The organism is Natrinema ejinorense, from assembly GCF_002494345.1.
GTDB classification, from domain to species: domain Archaea; phylum Halobacteriota; class Halobacteria; order Halobacteriales; family Natrialbaceae; genus Natrinema; species Natrinema longum.
In genome coordinates this window covers 1249238-1272439 of record NZ_NXNI01000001.1, presented here as the reverse complement: position 1 = coordinate 1272439, position 23202 = coordinate 1249238, and the positions used below count along the sequence as shown (strand labels likewise).

The following is a 23202-nucleotide window of genomic DNA, read 5'->3' as shown; positions in this document are numbered from 1 at the left end:
CACGAGCGACGGCGCTGTTTCGGACGTGCCGCGGGCCTCGGTCGGGAACGGAAATCGGCACCCGCTGCCGGCCGAACGCCGCCGTCGGATGCTCGGGGGCACCCGTTTTATTTTCTCAGGTGTCGTCGCTATCTCCATGGAGATCGGCGTTCATACCCCAGTACTGGCCGACGAATCGCTCGAAAGTATGCTCCCCTATCTCGACGGGCTCGGTGTCGAAACGATCGAGCCCGGCGTCGGCGGGCATCCGGGGGAGGACCACCTCACGCGGTCGGAATACCTCGACGACGAGACCGAACAGGCCGAACTCCGCGATCTGCTCGAGGAATACGGTATGCGGATCAGCGCGCTCGCGACGCACAACAATCCCCTCCATCCCGACGAGGAGCGGGCCGAGGAAGCCGACACGGAGCTCCGCGAGGCGATCCGGCTGGCGGCCCAACTCGAGGTGGGGACCGTCACCTGTTTCTCGGGACTGCCAGCGGGCAGCCCGACCGACGAGGTGCCAAACTGGATCACGGCCCCGTGGCCGCCCGAACACGCCGAGGCCCTCGAGTACCAGTGGGAGCAGGCCATCGAGTACTGGGGCGAGATCGCCGATTACGCCGCCGATCAGGGGGTCGATATCGCGATCGAACTGCACCCGAACATGCTGGTCTACGAGCCCCACGGGATGGCACGACTGCGCGAGGAGACCGGCGATCGGATCGGTGCGAACTTCGACCCCTCCCATCTCTACTGGCAGGGGATCACGATCACCGACGCGATCCGGTACCTGGGCGAACGCGAGGCGATCCATCACGTCCACGCCAAAGATACCAGGATCTACGACGCACAGGCTCGCGAGAAGGGCGTCCTGGATACGACCGCCTACGACGACGAACCGAACCGATCGTGGCTCTTTCGATCGGTCGGCTACGGTCACGACGAAACCCATTGGAAGGACATCGTCTCGACGCTCCGGATGGTCGGTTACGACGGGGCCCTGAGCATCGAACACGAGGACTCACTGACCAGCTCTCGGGAGGGCCTCGAGAAGGCGATCGATCTCCTCGGGCGAGCGATTTTCGAGACCGAACCCGGCGAAGCCTACTGGGCCGAGTGATCACTCCTCGATCCGGCCGTTGGGTGAATCGGGAGACGAAGGGTCGAACACGTCGACGTCGCCGTGGGATCGGACGACGATCTCGTACCCCTCGTACTCGAGTTCGACGACCGCGTTGCTGGCGGTTCCCGTGGTCGTGTCGAACAGCTCGTCGAGTGCCTCCGGATTGACGACCGTAAACAACGGGTCGTATGCTGGGGGCTCGATCTCGGTGACGTCGACACCTTCGCGTTCGGCAACGGCCTCGATGATGGCCTGGGACGGCGGCACCTCCCCGTCGGGCGTCGACGTTTCGTCCGGAGCAGACATACTAGCGCCTAGGGAATTACAGGTGATAAGACTGATGCAACGGGTTACTCCGAGGCCTCACCGCGGGCCCGCTCGAAGGTGTCGATCGCACGCTCCCGTCGATCGGCGTGGTCGACGATCGGTGCCGGATAGTCGGGGGCGATCCGCTCGCGCTCGGCCGGCTCGAGGTCGTGCCAGCCGTGGATGTCGTCGGCACTCGCGTCGGCGAGTTCCGGAACGTACTCGCGGACGTATTCGGCGTCGGGATCGTACTCGCGCCCCTGTTTCATCGGGTTGAACACCCGGAAGTACGGCTGTGCGTCGGTCCCGGTCGAAGCCGCCCACTGCCACCCGCCGACGTCGTTTGCGGTGTCGTGGTCCGCCAGCTTTCGTCGGAACCAGTCGTACCCCGCCCGCCAGTCGACCAGGAGATCCTTGGTCAGAAAGGCGGCGACGAGCATCCGCACACGGTTGTGCATCCATCCCTCCGCGTGTAGCTGGCGCATCCCCGCGTCGACGATCGGGTAACCGGTCTCCCCGGCCTGCCAGGCCGCGAGTTCCTCGGGGTCGTCGCGCCACTCGATCTCGTTTTCGTACCCGTTGAAGTTCTCGGCGACGGTCTCGGGATTGTATCGGAGGACGTGCGCGTAGAACTCCCGCCAGGCGAGCTGGCGCTGGAACGAACGAACGCTCTCGCGGGCGTCCTCGGACTCGGCGCGTGCCGTGGCTCGCTCGGTCGCCGCGTACAGCTCCCGCGGCCCGATGGTCCCCCACTTGAGGTGTGGGGAGAGCCGCGAGGTGCCGCTGGCAGCGGGATACTCGCGCTGGTCGGCATAGCGGTAGATCGGCCCCGAACAGAAGTCGGCGACCCGCTCTCGAGCCGCCGCCGTCGTCACCGTCGGCGGCGTCGCTTCGGGCTCGTCGAACCCCAGGTCCGCGAGCGATGGTATCGGTTCGCCCGACACGGCTGCGAGGTCCGTGGCGGCCGGCTCCTCGACCGGCGCTCGCTTGTCCCGATCGCGCCACTTCTTCCAGAAATAGGAAAACACCGAGTAGTGCTCGCCCTGATTGGGCGTAATCGATCCCGGTTCGTGATGAATTGCGTCGTGAACCGATTCGGAGTCGATCCCGTCGGTCTCGAGTGCGTCCCGAACCGCTCGATCGCGGTCCCGAGCCAGACCGCTGTAATCCGCGTTCCAGACGACTGTGTCCGCATCGTACACCCCTGCTTGCTCCGGGACGACCCGACTCGCCTCGCCACGACCGACGACGAGGTCGCTTCCCTGGTCCCGGTACCACTTGCGGAGGGCACCGAGTGCCTCGAGCAGACACGCGACACGAACCGACGATGCATGCTCGAGGACGGTCGGATCGAGAACGAACAACGGAACGACCGGCTCGTCGCTCGCCGCGGCGCGTGCGAGCCCGCGGTTGTCGCTGGGCCGGAGATCCCGGCGGTGCCAGTGAACGATCACGGTCGAACTGGGGCACTCGAGAACCGAAAGCGTAGGGGCTAACGGCGAGCCAGCGGCAGTGATTCGCCGACGGGAGCCGGACTGTCGACGGCATCCGGCCCGAGCAACGGATCCTTGTATCGGTTATCGAGACAATAACGAACAGTGATATCACCGTTCGAGCGATCATGGGCGGACGAGAGAACCGGACCGACACCGCGACGCGATCGACGATACGAAAGGCGTTCAGCGCGATCTTCCGCCGGAGCGACGAGCCGACGATCATCGAGGAGTGTCGGCGCTGTGGGACGACGCTCGAGTCGACGATCTCCCCGTGTCCGTCGTGTGGCTGTCGCGACATCGTCGAGTACCGGATCGAGTGACTGCGACGGTCCGTACTCGATCGCCGACGCCACGGGGGACCGTTACTCGATCGGGAGCCCGATCGTCTCGATCCCGTCTCGCCGCCCGTCGAGTACCGCGAACCGCTCGCCGCGGCGCGATTCGAGCCAGTAGAGGAGGCGCTCGGCCCACTCGAGTTTGCGCGCTTTCGTCGGCTCGACGGCGGGATCGTCGAAATCCCAGCCGACGAACGAGAGGCGGCCGGCACCGAGGTGATCGGCGAGAAACGCCGCTCGATCGCCGTCGGTGAAACCGCCGACGTTGCGGACCGAGCCACGCGGTGTGGCCTGAGTGGTCGGGAGCACGTACGCATGGTCACAGTTCGGAACGACGGTCCGGATCGCATCGAGGTTGTCACCGTGCCCGTGGATCGCGACCGGAACGCCGTCCGTCGTGAGTCGTTCGACGGTGGCCGGATTCTTGTCGAGGTCAGTCACCATGCAGTCGGCGTCGATCCCGTGGCTCGCGAGCGTGTCGACGGCGGTCGACGCGGCGACGACGACCTCCGCCGCTCGTGCCCGCTCGAGGTCCTGATCGCTCTCGAGGGACGGGCCGGCACCCGCCACGGCAACGGTCGTGTCGGGTCCGATCGCCAGCTCGGTCGGATCGAACGACGCCTCCAGAAGGGATGCGAGGAGATCTCGCCCCCGCTCGTCGCCGGCCCGATCGTAACCGAAGTCATCGAGAATCGCCTCGTAGACGGGCTCCCACTCGTCGAACTCCATACTCGCTGCGTACTCGGTTCCCGGTCCGTTTGTGTGTTCGGTTCCGGTGGGCCCGACGGCCCAGGCCCAGGCGTCGCTGGGCGACGTAAGAGCACAATAATTCCGTGTTGTGGGCCGGGATTCGCCTCCAAAGTACCCCTACCCGGGAGGCAGCCCGGCGTCCACTCCCTCCTTTCGAAGCATCCGGCATAAGCTTTCTCTTAACGCAGCAGCTTTGACAGCTTCTCGCCGAGAGCGGCGATATCGTCGTTTTCGCCGGCAATTCGGGCTGATACGTCGGACACAGTTGTCGTCGATCCCATCAGCAACAGCCGTCCGTCAGACACGCGTTGGACAACCGCCCCGTGCTCGGCAGCGATCGAAATCAATCGGTCGCTCGCGTCGGGATCGAGACCCTCGATCTCGAGGAGTTGACTCCGCCAGTCGTCGGCGAACGCGGGATCGACGCCCCGTTCTCTGAGCTGGGTCCGGAACTCACGTGTCGAGGTGACGTCGAGTTGTGAGACGGTGATCCCGTCGGCCGTCGTGCGTGCCTGCTCGGTAAACGCCTTTCCGATCAGGGCTGCATCCCGCGTTTCGGCTACGTCGTGGGTCCGGATCACGTGTGCCCCCCGCTCGACGGCCATCGAGGTCGCTGCGAGACTGACCGGCAGCCGCTCGTCGGTCTCGCGGTCGGCGATCTCACCGAGGAAGTTCTTGCGGTTGATCGAAACCAGCATCGGCCGGCCGAGCGCCCGGAACTCCCGCAGCCGGCGGAACGTCTCGTGGTCGTCGGCGACGGTCTTGGCTTCGCTCCAGCCGCCAAAGGCCGGGTCGACGATCGTCTTCTCGGTCAGCCCGTTCTGTTTCAGGGCCTCGTAGACCTGATCGACGTACTCCGCCTGCGAGGCCCACTCCGGCGACTTCCGGGCGGCCCAGTCGGTTTCCTCGACGGCACCCGGCCGTTCGACGTCCGGCGGGCTCGCCATCTTCGCGACCGCGATGTCGTGGTCCTCGCAGACAGTCGGCATCTCCGGGTCGGCGAACCCACAGATGTCGTTGACCATGTCGAACCCCCGGGAAATCGCCTCGTCGGCCACCTCGGCGTACCGCGTCTCGATCGAGAAGATCGCGTCCCCGGAGACGCTCTCGATGGTCTCGAGCGCGATGTGGAGCCGCTCGAGTTCCTCCTCGGCCGAGAGCACGTCGAAACGCTTGTTCGCCGACTCGAGGCCGACGTCGACGATATCGGCACCCTCGTCGATCAGTTCCTCGTCGACGTAGCGGGCCGCCTCGCCGGAATCGTCGAAAACGCTCGGATCGTAGGGGGATTCCTCGCTGACGTTCAACACGCCCATGATTCGGGGCGGATAGTCGTCACCGATCCCCAGGCCGGCGGCATCGACGCTGTTCATACCCGGTCTGCGGAAGCGAGGCAAAAAGGTATCGCGGTTCCGGCGAATCGGGATCGCACCGCGGGCGGGTACCCCCTCGACCGAGTTCCGCGACCAGACCCGGATCGGGAGCGAGCGCCCAGACACGGCCGTCCCCGAGGGCGACCGTTCGCGAGCCGCGTTTCACGGGCGTTCGTCCGACGGAAGCGCCCGTCCCGTTTCCGCTCGCTCCCCGAGGTCGATAGGTCCGTCCTGGGACTGTACCGAGAGACCGGTCTCGATCCAGCGGTCCCCGTCGATCGTCGTGACCGTCTCGTCGGTCAGTGCGGGGCGATCGAAATAGCCATCCATGAGTGCCGGACCACTCACGGCGAGTTCGTCGCTGCCCCCTTCCTCGAGAACGCATGCCCGAACCCCCGGAAGCGACCGTCCGAGCCGTCCCGCTTCGACGTCGACGGGCGACCTGACGTGTGAAATGCCGATTTCCGGCAGCACACAGAGACGAACGGCGTCGCCACCGTCACGGACCTGGGTATCGAGCGCGGTCGAGAGCGGCGTGACGACACGGAGGTCGCCTTCGTCGACGGACGGGTCGCTCGCTCGGAGCGCCCGGTACTGCGAGGGAGTCACGAACGTCCGATCGATATCGGTCGCAACGAGCAACGAGCGGATCGTTTCCGGATCCGGGTCCGGGATCGGATGATAGCTCCCGCCGTCAGTCAGTATCGCGTTCGCCCCGTACATGAGTTCGATCGAGTTCGAGAGCGACAGCGCGCTGCGGTGTGACTCGAGGTCGCCGTCCGATTCGATTGACCCCAGCGTCGTTCCGGCGTTCGCAGCGGCTCGCAAGGACGCGTGCGTGTAGACGACGGCAAGCGGGTCAGGAGCATCGCGTTCGAGGTACGCGATCAGACCCGGCGAATCGTCGGCGCGGCGGACGACGTCGATCCCGGTGCGGGAGTTCGAGCCGTTCATGCCGTCGTTCTCGAGAAACGTCGACAGCGACACCCCCAGCCGTACCTCGTTGTCGACGATAACGGCGAGGCGCAACGATTCGCTACTGTTCAGAAGCGCCATGATGCGGCCCGAATCGGTGACGTGGGCCTTCGGCTCGGTTTCAGCCACGGCGCGTTTGACGTCCCGATTCTCGGACGCTTCTGGGAGCGTAACGGGGACACAGCCCGCTCTGAGCGTCCCGTAAACTGCTATGAGAAACGAACGCGGATCGGAGAGGTGGACGGTAACCCTGTCGCCGGCAGTGAGTTCACTGTCTTGAAGGCCGCCCGCAAACGAGTCCGTCGCAGACCAGAGCTGCGAAAACGTCACCGGTTCGTCGCACTCCACCGCCGTCGCCGTCGTGTTCATCATCGCTGCCGATTGTAATTCCCGTACGAAGTTCGTCATTTACGGACAGTTGTAGATCGGACACGATGTTTATAAAATTTCACCATGGCCGCTACTAGGTAGTTGTTTGTTTTGCGTTATAGCCAATAAGAACACAAAGTGGATGTTTAGGAGAGATAGGCGCTACAATGGGAATAACTAAACTAGCAACGGTGCGCAACGGGGTTCACCCCCCGACCGCAAGGTAGTGATTCGCCCGAGCGTCCGGTCACTCCTCGTCCTCGAGGACGGCCAACCGCGAATCCCGCAGGAGCACCTTCTTGACGATCGAGGGGTTCTCGAGCAGCCGGTGTTTCGCGTGTGCGCCGCGACCGCGGCCACGTCCCTCGCGCTCGGACTGGATGACGTTGAGGAAGTTCTGTTCCTGAAGGATTTCCTGGACGCGGCGCTCGGAGAGCACGTCGAAGTCGAGCCGGCGGGCGACCTCCTTGTACTGATTATAGATGATCTTCGTGGGGAACTCCTTTTCGGAGCTGTTTTCGGTCAGGATCGTCAGCGAGTAGAGGATCGCTTTGGCCTGCTGGGGAGAGCCCTCGATCAACTCGTTGAACCGGTCGGCCTCGGTCTTCTCCTTGGCGTCGCGGACGTGATCCGCGGTGACCCGCGTGTCGTTTCGCTTCTTGGCGATTCGGCCCGCGTTCCGGAGGATGTCGATCGCCTTGCGCGCGTCGCCGTGTTCCTGGGCGGCGAGGGCGGCGGTCAGCGGGATGACGTCGTCGGAGAGGACGCCGTCGTGGAAGGCGTCGCGGCGCTTCTCGAGGATCTCGACGAGCTGGTTGGCATCGTACGGCGAGAAGACGAGTTCGTCCCGCGAGAGACTCGACTTGACGCGTTCGGAGAGGTGGTCCGGGAAGTCGATCTTGTTCGAGATGCCGATGATACCGATACTCGAGTCGGAAATCCGTCGGTTCTCGCCGGCTCGAGAGAGTTTGCGGAGCACTTCGTCGTCCTCGAGCATGTCGATCTCGTCCAAGATGACGATGGTGACGTCGGTACAGTGATCGATAGCCTGCCAGAGGCGCTTGTAGTAGTCACCGGTTCCGAGGCCCCGATCGGGGACGGTGACCCCGCTCGCGTCGGGTTCGTTGACGATCTGGGCGATCGTCTTGACGATGGAGGCTTCCGTGTTCTGTTCGCCGCAGTCGATGAAGGCGTACTTGACCGTGATATCGTCGTGCTCGGCCTCGGTGATCACCCGCTGGGTGACCGACCGCGAGATGAGCGATTTGCCGGTTCCGGTCTTGCCGAAGATAAACAGGTGGTTGGGTTCGCTCCCGAAGATAGCCGGGTTCAGGGCGTCCGCAACCCGTTGCATCTGCTCGTCACGACCGACGATCCGATCCGGACCGGGCAGGTGCGTGATCTCGAGCAGGCGCTCGTCGGCGAAGACCGGATCGTCGTACCGAAAGAGCGGGTCTCGATCGTCGTTGGCGGACATTGCGGTACCCCGCCCCTTTCAACTCGATTGAAATAAAGATGTGGGGATCGATCGCGGATGTAAATACACCGTCAGAGGGACTCGAGTCGGTGACAACGGCCGTGTCACTGCCGATGGTCCTCGACGCCCGTCTCGCGTTTCTAATAGCGCCGGCCACGACGGCTACACGCCGTCACACGTGAGACGTGAGCGGGCGGCAACGGCCTGTCGTCCGACGGTATACCCGCCCAGCGGGCCGGACTCGAGCCGGACACCCCCATCGCGGATGTAAGTTCCGCCTGTTCGGGCCGGTCGGACGGCTGTGGTGCCCGATACTCGGATCGGCCGCCCGTTCCGTCAGCGAGGGATCGCTTCCACAAAGCCGGTGAAAACCGACTCGAGAATGCGGCCAGCGACTGGTTCGGTGCTCCCGGATGGGGACACACCCCCGTCGCGTTTGTAACGGTGAAAGGACGGGGGTGGGTGACGAGAATATCGGGTTTTTCGGGAGCAGAATCGGTCTCGAAGCCTGATTTACATCCGCGGGACAGGTGTGTTGTGAAACAGAGGCCCCACACGTAGTTCGGCTTACAAACGCGACGGGGGTGTGTCTCCCCTACCCACCCAGCCGATGTCACCGAACCCAGTACGACGACGGTCCAGAAATCCGTTCCCGCCGTCGATCTGTGACTCGCTTTGATCTGTGTCCAACCCGTGGCGAGATCGAGAGATCTAGTCTAGTTTAGTTCTAGTCTAGTAACACCCGTTCTAGTAGATAGATACTAGAGCTAGTCACGAATGAGACAGTTACACAGAACGTCTCAGTCGCCGAACGCGCTCTTTTTTGCGCTCCCGGTCCGTACTCCCGTTATGAACGATCACCATCACGTCGTCTCCGTCCCGGCTCATCCCTATCGACGGCGTCGAAACCGAACCGACGACGCGCGAACCAACACGTCCCGTCCCTCCGTCCCATCGAGAATCCAATGAGCGACGACTCGTCCGAGACCGATGGCATCACGAGTCGAACGCCCCCGGCCGTTGCCGTCGTCGACGCGCAATCGCCCGGCAACGTCGGTACCATCGCCCGGGCGATGAAGAACTTCGGCTTCACGGACCTCCTGCTCGTCGACCCGCCCGACCTCGACCCCGACGGCGAGGCATACGGGTTCGCTGGCCACGCTCGAGAGGATGTCCTCCCGAACGCCGAGGAGATCGGGTTCGATCGACTCGCCCAAGCGTACCACACGATCGGCTGTACGGCAGTGACGAACGAGGACGATCGCAGCCACATGCGGTTTCCCTACTCGACGCCCGCCGATCTGGCCGAGCGACTCCCGACCGTCGAGGCACCGACCGCACTCGTCTTCGGCCGCGAACGCGTCGGGCTGACCAACGAGGAACTCGCCCGGATCGACGAGATCTGCTCGATTCCCGCCAGCGCCGACTATCCGGTGCTCAACCTCGGGCAAGCCGCCACCGTCACGCTCTACGAACTCCGATCGCTGACGCTCGAGGAGACACAGCTCCCCGACGTAGAGCGCGTTCGGGCCCCCGAGGGGACGGTCGACCGACTGTACGATCAGTGGGCCGCGCTCCTCGAGGAGATCAATCATCCCGAGGAGAAACGCGACAAGACGATGCGCATGCTCCGGCGCGTGTATGGCCGGGCCGATCTGACGGAACGCGAGGCGAACACGCTGTTGGGTCTCCTCCGGCGGGCGACGGAACGACCGGCCGAAGACTGATCCCACGCGAACTGTCAGATCCCGCAACACCGACCCGCTCGCCAGCCAGTACAGTAATACGTCCGCAGTAACCACGACCACGAGATGACGACACTTCGTCGACGGAGCGCGCTGTCTCTCCTGAGTGGTGGACTGGCGTTCCTCGCCGGCTGTTCTGATACGTCCGACGGGAACGGATCGAACACAACTGGTGACGGAAATGGCACCGACGGTGCTGGGGAATCGACCGACTCGATCGACGGCACCCTCCCGTCGTACGCCTCGATCCTCCCGACGACCGACCGCTCGGAGTACTTTTTCGGAGCGATCGACGTCGAGACGATGAGCACGCTGCTCGAGGACCAGGGCGCTCAGGCGGGCGCGGAACCGACCGATCCGCTCGTCGGCAACCCAGTCGTCGTCGCCCTTCTGTGCTCGTTCGGGCTCACTCGGCTCGGTTCCTCGGCCGGATTCGACGCGTACAACGATAACAACGAGACGGCCGACGGTGCGGAACAGTTCGTCTACGCTGACGGCGTCTACGCGCTCGTCGGATCGTACGACCGCGAGGGGATCGCGACGGATCTCGAGGACGCGGGCTACGCCCTCGAGACCGACGCGGAGGGGTACGCAGTGTACTCCGACAGCGGGAGCGACGAGGTCGTCGGGATCGCGGACGACGTGTACGCCTACTCGTATCCCAACGACGGCGATTCATCGGCCGACCCGGTCACGAGCGTCGAGCGAACGGTTGCGACGGCAGCCGGTCGGCGGGAACCGAACCACGAGGTCGACGACGACTTCGATCGGCTGCTTCGGCGCGGCGAGAACGACGGCATAACGTGCTGTCTGTACACCGATGCCGACCAATTCGACTCGGAAACGCTGTCGGACGACCAGGCGAGCGACGAGGACAGTTTGCAGTTCGAGTTCGCGCCCTTCGAAGGGGCCTCCGGCGTCCACCAACAGCTCTCGGTTCCGGGCGACGGGAGCGCAACCGCACGCGCCGTCGTCAGCTACGGCAGCGACGACCTCGTCGACGAGGAGCGACTCGAGTCAGCGCTCGGAACGGAGGCCGAGGCGGTCGAGTTCGGTACCGACGGATCGACGGTCGAAATCGATGCCGAGTACGGCGGCGAATTCGCCCGCGAGTAGCCCCCGTCGCCGTCTACTTTCGGCTCGGTTTCGCGGGACTCGAGTCCGTCTCTTGGGAATCCGTTCCCGACCGTTTGCGGTCTTTCGGGGCTGGTTCCGGCTGCGTCGCGAACCGTCCGTATTCGGTGACAGTCCCGATCCAGCCACAGTCGCTACAGCCGAACAGCCCCTGTCCATCGACCAGTATCCCGCTACAGTCGGGACAGGTCGCCGAGGGCGGCAACTCGAGTGGCTCCGCGTCGCCGACCGAGCCCAGCGGGGTCGGGATCTCCCCGGTTCGGAGCGTGGCGATCGCTTCGTCGGTCGTATACGTTTCGTCGGTGGTCTCCGTCGAGTGGGGGAACACGCCGACCAGTTCGTCGTCGGCATAGAGTTCGAGACACAGCAACGGCGTCACGAGCCGTTCTCTGGTCTCGCCGGTGACCTGCGAGGTCGTCGAGCGCTCCCGGAACGGCGGCCGGACGGTGACGCCGCGCTCGTCGGCCCACCGAACGAATCGCTCGTAGTTCGCGAGGACCTCCTGGTGGGGACTCTCCTCGGACAGCGCGACCTCCTTGGGCCAACTTCGAAGCAATAGCTCGTCGATCGCACCGTCGGACTCGCAGGCCTGGAGCGTCTCGACCTGTGTGTCGACTGGCTCGAGCAACAGCGGTGCGCGCACGTAACACACCGCAGTAAGGGCCGTGTGTTCAGTTTCTCTCTGCATAGTCATCAGTCAGGTGGTCGGGCAACGTGTGCGCTAATAAATGTTTTTGACGGCGCAGATATGAACCGGGACGGGCCCAGGATCGACTGAACCGTCCGGAAGGTGGCGAAACAGTACCGCCAGCTCGCGATTGGGACGATCACGGAGTCGTGGAGGACGCCCCTCCGAGAGCCGAGCGAAGCACGGACCGCAGTGCCTCGCGTTTGATCATGACGAAACCCGCGAGGATCGTCACCAGGCCGACCAGCGTGAGCGAATCGACGAGATATCCCAGCGCGACCCAGCTCACCCCCATCGCGACCACCGGCTCGGCGTAGCTGACGAGGATGACCTGCGTCGCGCCGGTTCGCTCGAGCAGTTCGAAGTAGAGGAAGAACGCGAACACGCCGGAGACGAGCGTCAGGTAGGCAAACGAGAGCACCGTCGCCGACGTCAGTTCGATCGCTGCAACCGACTCCCCACGCAGGAACGCCCAGCCGAGCAACACGCCGGCCCCGATGAGCATCGCCCACGCCTGGAGCGTCTCGATCGGCAGCGCCGAGTCGATCGGGCGGACGAGGACGCTCCCGAGTGCGAACGCGACGGCCGAGCCGAACACGAGGGTAGCGCCGACGGTCACGTCGCTCCCGAGCGCGGCCGACGACGGCTGGACGACGGCGATCACGCCCACCAGACCGAGCACGAAGCCCGCGATCCCGGCGGGTGCCAGCCGCTCCTCCGGAAGCACCACGCCGGCGAACCCTGCCGTCAGGATCGGGGCCGTGCTGACGATCGTTGCCGCGACCGCGCCCGAAACGTACAGTTCGCCGAGATACAACAGGCCGTGATAGAGCGCGATGACGAACGTGCCGGCGACGGCAACTGCCGCCCACTCCCCTCGGCCCGCCGGTCGAACCCGATCGTTCACCACGGCCGCGTATGCGAAGACGATCGCGCCCGCGATCGCGTACCGAAAGCCGGCGAACAGGAGCGGCGGAACGTACTCGAGTCCGATCTCGATCGCGACGAACGAACTCCCCCAGCACAGCGCGAGTATCGAAAAGAGCACCGCTTCGCGGTACCCATCTGGAACCAAATCGATTGTACTCATATTCCATTCGGAAATCACGGTCGTATTTACATCCTTCTACAATCCTGCGGCGTTTTGGGAACCAAAAATCACACATATGAATATATTCCGAATCGGCCACCACAGAAAGGGTTCTCGTTGGAGAAATATCCAATTACATCGGTCGGAAAACACATATCGGTCGGGATCGAACCTCGTCCTATGGACGAACGCGACGTGCGCCTCCTCAAGGCGATCGCCGAACTCGAGACCGGGAGCCCCGAACGGCTCCACGAGGCGACCGACATCCCGATCTCGACGATCCACTATCGTCTCAACAACCTCCGGGAGGAGGGAATCATCGAGAACGACCGCTACGATATCGATCTCGAGGAACTCGGGCTGGGCGTTACCGTCCTGATCGAGGTGCACGCGGACTATCAGGGCTCCTACGAGTCGTTCGCGGACCGGCTCCTGACCGTCGAAGGGGTCACGAACGTCTACTTCACGATGGGCGAGACGGACTTCATCGTCGTTGCACGCCTGAGCGATAGCGGCATGGTCGAACGCCTGATCGCCGAGTTCGAACAACTCGAGGGCGTCGAACGAACCGACTCGACGTTCGTCATCTCGGCGATCGAAGAACGGGACGCGCTCCAGAGCTACGAGTTAGAGACGCTGCTCGAGGAACTGACTGACGAGTGAAAATCGGTCCCAGCCCGATCGGGACCGGCGTTACGCTCGCTTCTGAATTTCCTCGCGCAGGAGTTCGCTCACGAGGTCGCCGTCAGCTTTCCCGCGAAGCGCGCCCATGCACTCGCCCATGAGCCCGGAAAAGGCTTGCATGCCTTCTTCCGTGACTTGGGCCTCGTTGCGCTCGACGACCTCGACGACGGCCTCGCGAACCTCCCCCTCGTCGGCACCGCCGAGACCTTCCTCCTCGGCCGCTTCTTCGGGGGCTCGGTCCGGCGCTTCCGCCAGCGCCGTCAGCAGATCCCCCACGCCCTCGTTGGGGAGGTCGCCGTCTTCGACCATCTCGAGGACGCCGTTGAGGTGTTCGTCGGTCAGATTCTCGACGGGGACGTCGTCGCGCCGGAGTTCCGTCAGCGTCGACTCGAGCGTCGTCGCGGCCAGCGTCGGATCGACGCCGTCGGACGAGTCCGACGAGCCTCCGCTCGCATCGCTCGCGGAGATCCCCTCGGCCACGACGTCCTCGAACAGGGGCATGTACTTGCCGTAGGCGACCTGCTCGGCCAGCCCCTCGCCGAGATCGTACTCCTCCTGGTAGCGGTCGACTTTTTCGGTCAGCAGTTCCGGTTCGGGAACCTCGCTCGGATCCGGCTCCACGGGCGGCACGTCCGTCTCGGGGTACATCCGCGCCGCGCCGGGCAGCGGTCGCAGGTAGCGGGTCGTCCCGTCGTCGTTCGCGCCGCGGGTCTCCTCCGGAACGGCCTCGAGTGCGGTTTCCGCACGCTCCGCGGCGGCTTCGATGGCGGCTTCCGCGATCTCGGTCTCGGCGGCGACGATCGCGACGGCGTCCTCGGGACCGGCACCGACCGCCTCGCGCAGGGCAACGACCTCGTCCTCCGTGACCCCGTACGCGGGCAATTCGTCGGTATGGAAGATCCCGCCCGCACCGTGGCGCTTCGCGTGATCCGAGAGTTCGGTCCCGAGCCGGCGGTCGGGGGCGATTTCGCGACCCACGATCCCGTCGAACCCGTAGAGCGGGACCGCCGTGACGGATCCACCGGCGTTCAGTGCCCCCGCAATGACGCCGCTGTCGGTGTCCTCGAAGACCCCGGTCACGTCCTCTACGTCCCCGACCGACGCGTCGCGATCCGCGAGTTCGTCCCGGATCTCGACCAGTTCGGCCTGTCGGGCGACCTCGTTGCGCACGATGTCGTCGATGTCGTCGAGGCTCTGGACGCCCTTGATCTCGACGCGAGCGCCGTCCTCGATGGAGACGTTGACGTCCTGACGGATCGTCCCCAGTCCACGCTTGACCTTGCCCGTCGAGCGCAGCAACATGCCGATCCGTTCGGCCGCCTCGAGGGCCTGTTCGGGCGAGGAGATGTCCGGACTCGTCCCGATCTCGACGAGCGGAATCCCCAACCGATCGAGGCTGTAGCGCACCCCGTCGTCAGTTTCTGCGACGCGCTGGGCGCTCTCCTCCTCGAGGAGCATGTCCTCGATCCCGACGGTGCCCTCGCTGGTCTCGATCTCGCCGTCGGTCGCGATCAGCGACGACCGCTGGAAGCCCGTCGTGTTCGAGCCGTCGACGACGATCTTGCGCATGACGTGGGCCTGATCGACCGGGTGCATGTCCATCAGCTGGGCGACCTCGAGGGTCGTCTCGAGGGCCTCCGCGTCGAGTTCGTGGGGCGGCTCGTCGTCCTCCTCGACGAGACAGGTTGTGTCGTAGGCCAGGTACTCGAACTCGCGGTCGACTCTGCTCTCCTCGACGGCGGCGTCGTCGAGTTCGCCCAGTTCGCTCCGGGTGGGGTGAAGGTAGCGCGTAAACCGACGCGTCGACGCGTCGGGGTCGCGGAGCTCGGTCGGACACTGGCAGAACAGCTTCGTCGCCGTATCGAGTTGCTGGTGGATCTCCAGCCCGGCGACGAGTCCGAGGGCCTCGTAATCGTACTCGGTCATTGGCGGCCACTCGGTGGCGGAGGGGTAAAAAACCGTCCAGTCCGCCTCGCCGACCCGTTCCGTCGGGAGTCCCGCTCCGCATCGACCGGCACCGACTCGGTCGCTCCGACTCCGTTCATACGGACAGGGGACCGTCTCAGCCGTCGGTCGAATCGATCGACGTCGACGACTGCGAGCGCGAGCGGTTCCTGCGCGCCGCTGTCACCCCCTCGAGCACGCGACTCCCTGGCACCTCGATCGCACGCTCGCGATAGCCCTCGTAGCGTTCTCGAGCGGCTCCGCCGGCGAAATTCCGGTCGGCGAACGGCCGCGTTTCGATCAGGACGAGCGACTCCGACCCGTCGAGGGTCTCGAGAAGCGCCTGGGTCCCGGCTCCGACCACGAAATCGGCGAGGACCGTCACGCTGGCGTCCCGAATCAGCGTCTCGACGCTGTCCCGTTCCGCCGACGAGAGCGGTGCGAACGGTTCGGTCTCGACGACGTCGACGCCGAGCGAGCGAGCCGTCTCGGCCGCGGCGTCGCCGCTCGAGACCGGGCCGACCGATGGGTCGACTCCGGCCGCTTCGAGCCGGGCGAGGACGCCGGCAGCGGCGGAGCCGGAGCCGAGTACGTGCACGCGATTCGGGAGCGCCCCCGTCCCGCGGTCGGCTGCGAACGCGGTCACCGTTTCGGTTCCCGTCACCAGGTTCGGCGTCACGACTGCGTTCGCGTCGAACGAGTCGGCGAGTGCGTCGCCGGTCAACACGTTCGACGGCGAGCCGTCCCTCGAAACGGCTCCGTCGGCGAGCAGCACGAGGCGATCGCAGTACCGGGCAGCCAGGTCCAGATCGTGAATCGCCGCGACCACGGTCCGTCCCTCCGCGACCAGTTCGCGGACGAGCTCGAGGGTTTCGACCTGATGATTGATGTCGAGACTCGCCGTCGGTTCGTCGAGCACCATGACCGGCGTTTCCTGGGCGATCGCGCGCGCGAGCACGACGCGCTGTCGCTGGCCGCCGCTGATCTCGTCGATCGGCCGGTCGGCCAACTCGGCCGTGCGGGTCCGCTCGAGGGCGCGCTCGACCGCGGCGCGGTCGTCGGGCCCCGGCGAGGAGAACCGCGAGCGGTGTGGATGGCGTCCCATCTCGACGACGTCGCGGACCGGGAAGGAAAACGAGAGCGACGTGTCCTGGGGCACGACGGAGACGAGCCGACTCGAGGCTCGCGAGGAGACGCCGTGAACGTCGACGCCGTCGATCCGTACCGTTCCCGAATCGGGCTCGATCGCGCCGCTGATCGCCCGCAACAGCGTAGTCTTCCCGGCCCCGTTGGGTCCGATGATACCGACGAACTCGCCGGGCTCGATCGTGAGGGAGATCCCCTCGAGCACCGAGAGATCGCCGAACGCGAGCGAGCAGTCGTCGATCGTAATCGTCGTCGGGTCGGGAGCCGAACGGGAATCGGTATCCGGCGAGCGCTCGGCGGGGATCCGTTCGGGCCCCGTCACAGCGATTGCACCTCCCGTCGGGTGAGCAAGAAGAGGAAGAACGGAGCGCCAAGCGCCGCCGTGATGATTCCGACCGGGACGACGGCGGGGCCGGTCCGGGCGATCGTGTCGGTCGCGACCAGGAACGACGCGCCGGCGAGCGCGCTGGTCGGCAACAGGATCCGGTGGTCCGGCCCGACGATGAGCCGCATGACGTGTGGGACGACGAGCCCGACGAAGCCGATGATGCCCGCGACCGCGACGCCGGCAGCGGTGATGACGCTCGCGAGCGCGAGCAAGAGCAGTTTGGTGCGTTCGACTTCGATGCCGAGGTGGTGAGCGTCCTCTTCGCCGAGCAGGAGGACGTTCAACTCCCGTCTGAACGCACACAAAACGAGGACGCCGACCAGCGTGATCGGGAGGGCGAACGCCACGTCGCCCCACTGGCTGTTGTTGAGATGCCCCATCATCCAGAAGACGGCTTCCCGCAGCGAGTCGCCGCTGTGGACGAGCATGTAGGAAATCATCGCGCCGAGGAAGGCCTGGACCGCGACGCCGGCCAGCAACAGCGTCGCGACCGGCGTCCGACCGCCGTCGGTCGCGATCGCGTAGACGAGAAACGCGGTTCCGAGCGCGCCGACGAACGCCGAGAGGTGGAGGCCACCGAACGGGATTACCGCGGGAAACGCGATCGCGGCGACCGCGCCCGCGGCGGCACCGGAGGACACCCCGATGATCGACGGGTCCGCGAGCGGATTTCGAAAGAACCCCTGCATCACCGTCCCCGCTGTGGCGAGTGCGAGTCCGACCGTCGCCGCGAGCGCGATTCGGGGGAGTCGAACCCTCTCCACGATGATCTGGCGGGTCGCCGGCACGTCGAACGAAAAGATCGCGGCGTACTCGAGTGCCGGAACCGGAACGGAGAGGTCGAGGACGGGAACCGAGACGCTGCCGACCGTCACGCCCGCGGGGACGACGATCGCGTTCAACATCGCCATCGCGACCGTCACGAGGTCGATCCTGACCGGGCCGAGTGCGGCGCTGGCGAGCACGACGACGACGAGCACGACGACCAGTGCTGCCGACCACGCCGCCGTTCGGGCCGGTCGGTACATACTCAACAACCAATCTTGCAGTAGGCAAATATTTGTTGAAGTGGGGTGGAGGTTGGAGCGATGCGACGATACCAGCCCGTTCTCTTGGCCATCCTGATCGCCGTCTCGGCGTTCGCTCCCGTTGCAGCCGGGCAGTCGAACGGCGACGCGGAATCGACCGTCGACTGTGAGTTCCCACTCGAGGTGACCGACGCCACGGGCGAGACGATTACGCTCGAGGAGGCACCCGACTCGGTCGTGGCGCTCCAGCCCAGCGACGCCCAGACGGTGTTCGAAATCGGTGCCGAGGATCGGCTCGTCGGCATGCCCGACAACCCGGCGACGAGCGATCTGCCACTCGGCGATCGAACGCCCGTCACCGATACCTACCAGCTCGTTCCCGAGCGGGTGATCGACCTCGACCCCGACCTCGTCCTGGCCGCCAACGCGACGGACGGCCAAAACGTCGAGCAACTCCGCAACGCCGGGCTCACCGTCTACCACTTCGACGATGCCGGATCGATCGACGACGTTCGCGACAACGTCCGGACGGTCGGCCAACTCACCGGCGAGTGCGACGGAGCCGAGGAAACGGTCGACTGGATGGACGAGCAACTCGAGATCGTCGACCGGACGCTCGAGGGGGAAGACCGACCGCTGGCGTACTACGCGATGGGTGACGGTTATACTGCCGGAGCGGAGACGTTCATCCACGAAGTCCTCACGACGGGCGGTGTCGAAAACGTCGCCGAACGCGAGGGGATCGCGTCCTACGGGCAAATCAACCCCGAAACGGTCGTCGCCGAGAATCCCGATTGGATCATCTACCCCGACGACAGGGACGAGCCGCCGATCCACGAGACCATCGAGGCGACGACGGCGTCCCAAGAAGGCAACGTCCACGCCGTCAACGCGAATCACATCAGCCAGCCCGCACCGCAGGTCGTCTACGCGATCGTCGACATCGTCGAAACGGTCCATCCCGAGGCCTACGAGCAGGCGAGCGAGGAACTCGAGGCGGCTGACGGGGGCGGTACGGAAGCCGCTGACGAGGGCGACACGGGGACAGCCGACGGGAGTGACGACGATGCGAGCGGTGAGAGCATGCCCGGCTTCGGTGTCGCCGCCGCTCTGGTCGCGCTGGTGGCTGCTACCGGTTTCGTTGCGCGGCGGCGCTAATCCCGTCTTTCGCCGTCGTCCCCGATTCTCTCGGTTCGATCTCCCGTCTCGCTCCGACGTATCGTTTTGAAAAGGGTTTACTCGCCGGACCTCCCAGGGAAGCGCATGGTCGAGAACGTCATCTGGCCCGCCTATCTCGATGCGGACCTCTCGCGGGCCGAGGGCCGGCGCGTGGCCGAGGATCTGGCAGTCGAGGAACCGACGGTCGACGAGATCGCGAAGGCCGTCCAACAGATCGGGTACGACGCCACGATCGAGCGGGACAAAGCCTACTCGCGGGAGCCGTGGGCCGACCGGGGCCGGGTCGTCGTCCGCGGGGCCGACGACTCGACGAAAAACGACCTCGTCCAGGCCGTCGCGGCGTACGTCGTCGCGATGCGTGAGTAACATGCATCGAGTCGGCACAGTCGTCCGTACCGCGCAGGGGCTCGCAATCCTGCGGGCGGACGAGGTCGACGGCGGCGAGAGTGCCACCGATATCGACGGCCACCGTGACGATATCGGGACGATGGTCATCGACGACGACCTCGAGGAGGTCGGCCGCGTCGTCGACGTCTTCGGCCCCGTCTCGAGACCGTACCTGGCGGTGACGCCGGATGCAGGCGTCCACCTGCCGTCGCTGGTCGGCTCGACGCTGTACGCGCGGTAACCCGTCGTTCCGGGCCGCCTGCCGCGGTCGCCGTGCTGGTTCGGTCCGGTGGTGGGCGCTCTTGTTTCGGTGACCTGGAAGTGGAAAAGCCAATAGGAGCGGGGTGCAAACGCCGCGGCATGAACGATCGGACCCGGATCCTCGCAGCCGTCGGCGTGACGGTCGTCCTCTTTCTCGGCATCCAACTCGGCGCACTGGCGCTCGTCGAGCCGTTCACCGAATCGGAACGGCAGGCCGTCGAGAACCCGGAGGATCCGACCAACAGCATCCTCTACGTCGGCGTCATGCTCGTCGCGACCGGGCTCATGCTCGCCGCCTTCAAGTACGACCTCGACTGGCTCATCAGGCTCTTGCTCGTCGCCGTCAGCGTGATGATCTCGTGGTACGTCTTCGCCGAACTCGTCCCGGCGGTGGTCGGGTCACTCGTCTCGGCGAGGATCGCAGCCGGGCTCGCGATCGGTGCGTCGCTGGCCGTCGGCGCGGCCCTCCTGTGGTATCCGGAGTGGTACGTCATCGACGGCGCTGGGATCGTGATGGGTGCCGGTGCTGCCGCCCTCTTCGGGATCAGCTTCGGTCCCCTCCCGGCGCTCCTCTTGCTCTCGGTGCTCGCCGTCTACGACGCGATCAGCGTCTACGGCACCGAACACATGCTCGACCTCGCCGAGGGCGTCATGGACCTCAAGATCCCCGTCGTCCTCGTCGTCCCGATGACCCTTTCCTACTCCTATCTCGACGCCGGCAGCACCGACGACGTCCTCGAGGACGGCGGCGTCGAGACCAGCGACGCTGCCGCCGACGAGCACACGGACGCCGTCGAGACCGACCGCACCGATGCCGACACCGATAGCCAGGACGAGGGAGGCACACTCGATCGCGATGCGCTCTTCATCGGGCTCGGCGATGCCGTCATTCCGACGGTACTCGCCGCCAGCGCGGCCGCCTTCCTCGATGCCGGCGTGCTCGCAGTTCCCGGGCTCGCGGTGAACCTGCCGGCACTCGGTGCGCTCCTCGGGACGCTCGCCGGACTGCTCGTGCTCATGTACATGGTCCTCGAGGGACGCGCACACGCCGGGTTGCCGCTGCTCAACGGCGGGGCGATCGGTGGCTATCTGCTCGGTGCGCTCGCCGCCGGCCTCCCGATCGCGACTGCGCTCGGCCTTTAGTGGCGGTCCACGCCTGTACTGCAGGGTCGAATCCGACGGTGTGGTCCGATTCGACTCTGCAGTCGACGGGTGGAAGGTACTCGAAGCAACCGGCTGGAGATCGGTACGCAGTCGCCCCGCGAGCGTGAGACGCCGATCGATCTCCACGGCGAACCTCGGGAAACGACCCGCCAGTGATGGCTCGCATCGACGCGACGGCGGCTGACGGGCTGAACAGCACGACCCCCTCGGCGTGACCCCTAGGCGGCTCACGAGTCGTTGCTCCCGTTCCAGTCGCCGCCCTCGACGATTTCGACCTCGAGGTCGTCGTAGCTCTCGAGGCCCTGGACCAGGGTATCGATTCGCGGTTGTTCGGGCCCCTCGGGGAGCAGGTCGGCGGCGGGATAGATGGCCGCGACGACGATGTGATCGTCCTCGTGCTCGCGTTGGACGATGTCCAGCGTCACGTCGACCGCGTACTGATCCTGTAGGGTCGCCGTGCCGCCGTACGACTGGATCGGAAACCGCTCGCCAAGCGCCTCGAGCGCGCGACCCCCGACGGCGCGGTCGAGCTCGAGTCCCTCGTAGTGGCCCTGGATCCGGTCGGCGAGCTCCCTGTTCGAGAGGTCGCTGACGGGGTTGAAATCCTCGCCGGCGATGCTGACCTGTGGCGTCGTGATCACGCCGAACACGCCGGCTCGGAGCGGGTCGTCGCCGAACTGCTCGGTCGGCAGCTCGATCGATCGGTCGTACAGACTGAGATAGCTCGTCGCCTCGATGTCTTCGCCGCCGACTTGCTCCTCGTCGACCCGTCTTCTGGTCCCCTGGTACTCGTAGCCGACCTCACTGGCCGCGTCTTCGTCGACAAGGGCCGGCGCCGCGGTAAACGTCGTCGCCTCGTCGGCGATCCCGCTGAGGCAGCCAGCCGCCGTGCCGACACCACCGGCCGCGAGTACCCCGATGAACAGCCGTCGTTTCATCTCACTCACTCCGACCAGCGTCGAAGGAATAAGCGCCCCGGTGGTCTTCACTCCGTGATGACCGTCTCGAGCGTTGCAGTGGCCGCTTATAGCTCGACCATCGAGACGCCCCGAATCTCGAATCTGGCCCCGCCGTCGCTCCCCGCCGTCGCCGAAACCGACCAGCCGTGTGCGTCGGCAACCTCCCGAACGATCGCGAGGCCAAAGCCCGATCCGCCCGCGCTCGAGTATCCCGACTCGAACACCTGCTCGCGTTGGTCAGCCGGAATCCCTGGGCCGTCGTCTTCGACATAGAACCCATCGAGGGCGGCCAGCGCATCCGGTCGGGCCGCGACCGCTTGCTCAAGCGAGTCCCCGTCCCGCGTCGCATCGGTCGCGGTCTCGGTCCCGCGCTCCGATTCGAGCGCCCCGATCTCGATCACGGTATCGGTGCCGGCGTGTTCGACGGCGTTTCGGAACAGGTTCTCGAAGAGATGACTCACGAGCGAGGCGTTCCCACGGATCGCGACGTCCTCGACGACCGAGACGCTCGCCGATTCCGTCCGGACGGTAGCCCACGCAGTTTCGACGGCCGCCGCGAGCGGGATCGGTTCCGTCTCTTCGACGTCGTCGATCGTCACGAGCGCCAGCGCGTCGTCGATGATCGCTTCCATGCGTTCGAGCGAGGAGCGCAACGCGTTCCCCTCGCCGTCCGCGGCCCCGAGATCGATATCGTCGTTCTGCGCGACCGTCTCTGCCTGCGCCAGTGCGACCGACAACGGGTTGCGGAGGTCGTGGGAGAGCAACTTTGCGAACGCCTCCATCCTGTCGGCCTGCTCCCGAGTCCGTTCCTCGAGTCGCCGTCGCTCGGTGATGTCGACGTGCATGACCAGGACGAACTCCTCGCCGTCGGTCTCGTAGGGCGTCGCCCGCATCATGTACCAGCCCTCCGCCGCCGGCGTATGGCAGGGGTACTCGAGGGAGAACTCCTCGCGATCCCCGTCGATAACTGCTCGAATCCCGCGTGCGGTCGCAGTCGCATCGGCGTCGTCGCTGTCCTCACAGACCGCGAGGTAGTTGCTCCCGACGCCACCCGCCTCTTCGGCCAATCCCTGTTCCGTTCCAAACGAGTTCCACGACGCGTTCGTGTAGACGATCGTTCCCTGATCGTCGAGAATCGCGACGCGTGCGGGCAGGGCGTCGAACCCGGCAGCGACGAACGAACCTGTCCGTCTCATTGGTGGTGGTCGGAGCGCCA

Annotated in this window: 21 protein-coding genes and 1 pseudogene; 9 read left to right on the top strand and 13 right to left on the bottom strand. The window is 65.6% G+C overall.

Going from position 1 to position 23202, the window contains the following annotated elements; genetic code table 11:
* The first annotated feature begins 136 nt into the window (after positions 1–136).
* Positions 137–1105, top strand: a complete 969-nt coding sequence (locus tag CP557_RS06310; protein ID WP_097379135.1) for a sugar phosphate isomerase/epimerase family protein — start codon at positions 137–139, stop codon at positions 1103–1105.
* On the opposite strand, the gene CP557_RS06305 is transcribed toward CP557_RS06310, so the two are convergent.
* Positions 1106–1414, bottom strand: coding sequence for a HalOD1 output domain-containing protein (locus CP557_RS06305; protein ID WP_097379134.1), 309 nt, complete (start codon positions 1412–1414; stop codon positions 1106–1108). It abuts the gene before it with no gap.
* Positions 1415–1458: 44 nt separating this feature from the next.
* Positions 1459–2868: a cryptochrome/photolyase family protein gene (locus CP557_RS06300; protein ID WP_097379133.1), complete on the bottom strand. Its 1410-nt coding sequence runs from the start codon at positions 2866–2868 to the stop codon at positions 1459–1461.
* Between the two features lie 167 nt (positions 2869–3035).
* Between CP557_RS06300 and CP557_RS06295 the strand changes: the two genes are divergently transcribed.
* A complete protein-coding gene (locus CP557_RS06295) occupies positions 3036–3230 on the top strand; it encodes a hypothetical protein (RefSeq protein ID WP_097379132.1) in 195 nt (64 codons plus the stop codon).
* A gap of 42 nt (positions 3231–3272) precedes the next feature.
* Here CP557_RS06295 and CP557_RS06290 read toward each other — a convergent pair whose 3' ends face one another.
* The 4 genes from CP557_RS06290 to CP557_RS06275 form a co-directional block, all read right to left on the bottom strand.
* On the bottom strand, positions 3273–3974 hold the full coding sequence (locus tag CP557_RS06290; protein WP_097379131.1) for a 6-hydroxymethylpterin diphosphokinase MptE-like protein: 702 nt from the start codon (positions 3972–3974) through the stop codon (positions 3273–3275).
* Positions 3975–4174: 200 nt separating this feature from the next.
* Complete coding sequence (gene folP / locus CP557_RS06285) at positions 4175–5368, bottom strand: dihydropteroate synthase (protein WP_097379130.1); 1194 nt, start codon at positions 5366–5368, stop codon at positions 4175–4177.
* 162 nt (positions 5369–5530) lie between these two features.
* Positions 5531–6751 (bottom strand): AMP-binding protein, encoded by a 1221-nt coding sequence (locus CP557_RS06280; RefSeq protein WP_097379129.1) that lies wholly within the window; start codon positions 6749–6751, stop codon positions 5531–5533.
* Positions 6752–6959: 208 nt separating this feature from the next.
* Positions 6960–8189, bottom strand: a complete 1230-nt coding sequence (locus tag CP557_RS06275; RefSeq protein ID WP_097379128.1) for a Cdc6/Cdc18 family protein — start codon at positions 8187–8189, stop codon at positions 6960–6962.
* Positions 8190–9154: 965 nt separating this feature from the next.
* Here CP557_RS06275 and CP557_RS06270 point away from each other — a divergent pair.
* Positions 9155–9916 carry an RNA methyltransferase gene (locus CP557_RS06270; RefSeq protein WP_097379127.1) on the top strand — a complete coding sequence of 254 codons (762 nt, stop codon included), beginning with the start codon at positions 9155–9157 and terminating at the stop codon, positions 9914–9916.
* An 84-nt stretch (positions 9917–10000) separates the two neighbouring features.
* Entirely contained in the window at positions 10001–11050 is a 1050-nt protein-coding gene (locus CP557_RS06265) for a hypothetical protein (protein WP_097379126.1), read from the top strand.
* Positions 11051–11063: 13 nt separating this feature from the next.
* On the opposite strand, the gene CP557_RS06260 is transcribed toward CP557_RS06265, so the two are convergent.
* Positions 11064–11762 (bottom strand): HTH domain-containing protein, encoded by a 699-nt coding sequence (locus CP557_RS06260; protein WP_097379125.1) that lies wholly within the window; start codon positions 11760–11762, stop codon positions 11064–11066.
* 133 nt (positions 11763–11895) lie between these two features.
* Positions 11896–12846, bottom strand: a complete 951-nt coding sequence (locus tag CP557_RS06255) for a DMT family transporter (RefSeq protein ID WP_097379124.1) — start codon at positions 12844–12846, stop codon at positions 11896–11898.
* Between the two features lie 180 nt (positions 12847–13026).
* Here CP557_RS06255 and CP557_RS06250 point away from each other — a divergent pair, with 180 nt between their 5' ends.
* Complete coding sequence (locus CP557_RS06250) at positions 13027–13509, top strand: Lrp/AsnC family transcriptional regulator (RefSeq protein ID WP_097379123.1); 483 nt, start codon at positions 13027–13029, stop codon at positions 13507–13509.
* A gap of 30 nt (positions 13510–13539) precedes the next feature.
* Here the strand turns inward: CP557_RS06250 and gatE are convergent, their stop codons facing one another.
* From gatE to btuC, 3 genes and pseudogenes are all read right to left on the bottom strand, one after another.
* A complete protein-coding gene (gene gatE / locus CP557_RS06245; protein WP_097379122.1) occupies positions 13540–15456 on the bottom strand; it encodes a Glu-tRNA(Gln) amidotransferase subunit GatE in 1917 nt (638 codons plus the stop codon).
* Positions 15457–15592: 136 nt separating this feature from the next.
* Positions 15593–16810 (bottom strand): annotated as a pseudogene (locus tag CP557_RS06240) (ATP-binding cassette domain-containing protein); the annotation flags it as partial.
* A 128-nt stretch (positions 16811–16938) separates the two neighbouring features.
* Entirely contained in the window at positions 16939–18036 is a 1098-nt protein-coding gene (btuC, locus tag CP557_RS06235; RefSeq protein WP_097379120.1) for a vitamin B12 ABC transporter permease BtuC, read from the bottom strand.
* 60 nt (positions 18037–18096) lie between these two features.
* On the opposite strand from btuC, the gene CP557_RS06230 reads away from it, so the two are divergent.
* The 4 genes from CP557_RS06230 to CP557_RS06215 all read left to right on the top strand — a co-directional run bounded on the left by CP557_RS06230 (position 18097) and on the right by CP557_RS06215 (position 21006).
* Positions 18097–19194 carry a PGF-CTERM-anchored ABC transporter substrate-binding protein gene (locus tag CP557_RS06230; RefSeq protein WP_097379119.1) on the top strand — a complete coding sequence of 366 codons (1098 nt, stop codon included), beginning with the start codon at positions 18097–18099 and terminating at the stop codon, positions 19192–19194.
* Between the two features lie 105 nt (positions 19195–19299).
* The gene (srp19, locus tag CP557_RS06225; RefSeq protein ID WP_097379118.1) at positions 19300–19581 is read left to right on the top strand and encodes a signal recognition particle subunit SRP19; all 282 of its coding nucleotides are present in this window, start codon (positions 19300–19302) and stop codon (positions 19579–19581) included.
* A 1-nt stretch (position 19582) separates the two neighbouring features.
* On the top strand, positions 19583–19843 hold the full coding sequence (locus CP557_RS06220) for an H/ACA ribonucleoprotein complex subunit GAR1 (protein WP_097379117.1): 261 nt from the start codon (positions 19583–19585) through the stop codon (positions 19841–19843).
* Positions 19844–19962: 119 nt separating this feature from the next.
* Complete coding sequence (locus CP557_RS06215; protein WP_097379116.1) at positions 19963–21006, top strand: presenilin family intramembrane aspartyl protease PSH; 1044 nt, start codon at positions 19963–19965, stop codon at positions 21004–21006.
* Positions 21007–21254: 248 nt separating this feature from the next.
* Here CP557_RS06215 and CP557_RS06210 read toward each other — a convergent pair whose 3' ends face one another.
* Positions 21255–21965, bottom strand: coding sequence for a DUF6517 family protein (locus CP557_RS06210; RefSeq protein ID WP_097379115.1), 711 nt, complete (start codon positions 21963–21965; stop codon positions 21255–21257).
* A gap of 86 nt (positions 21966–22051) precedes the next feature.
* Entirely contained in the window at positions 22052–23182 is a 1131-nt protein-coding gene (locus tag CP557_RS06205; RefSeq protein ID WP_097379114.1) for a sensor histidine kinase, read from the bottom strand.
* Between the last annotated feature and the right edge of the window lie 20 nt (positions 23183–23202).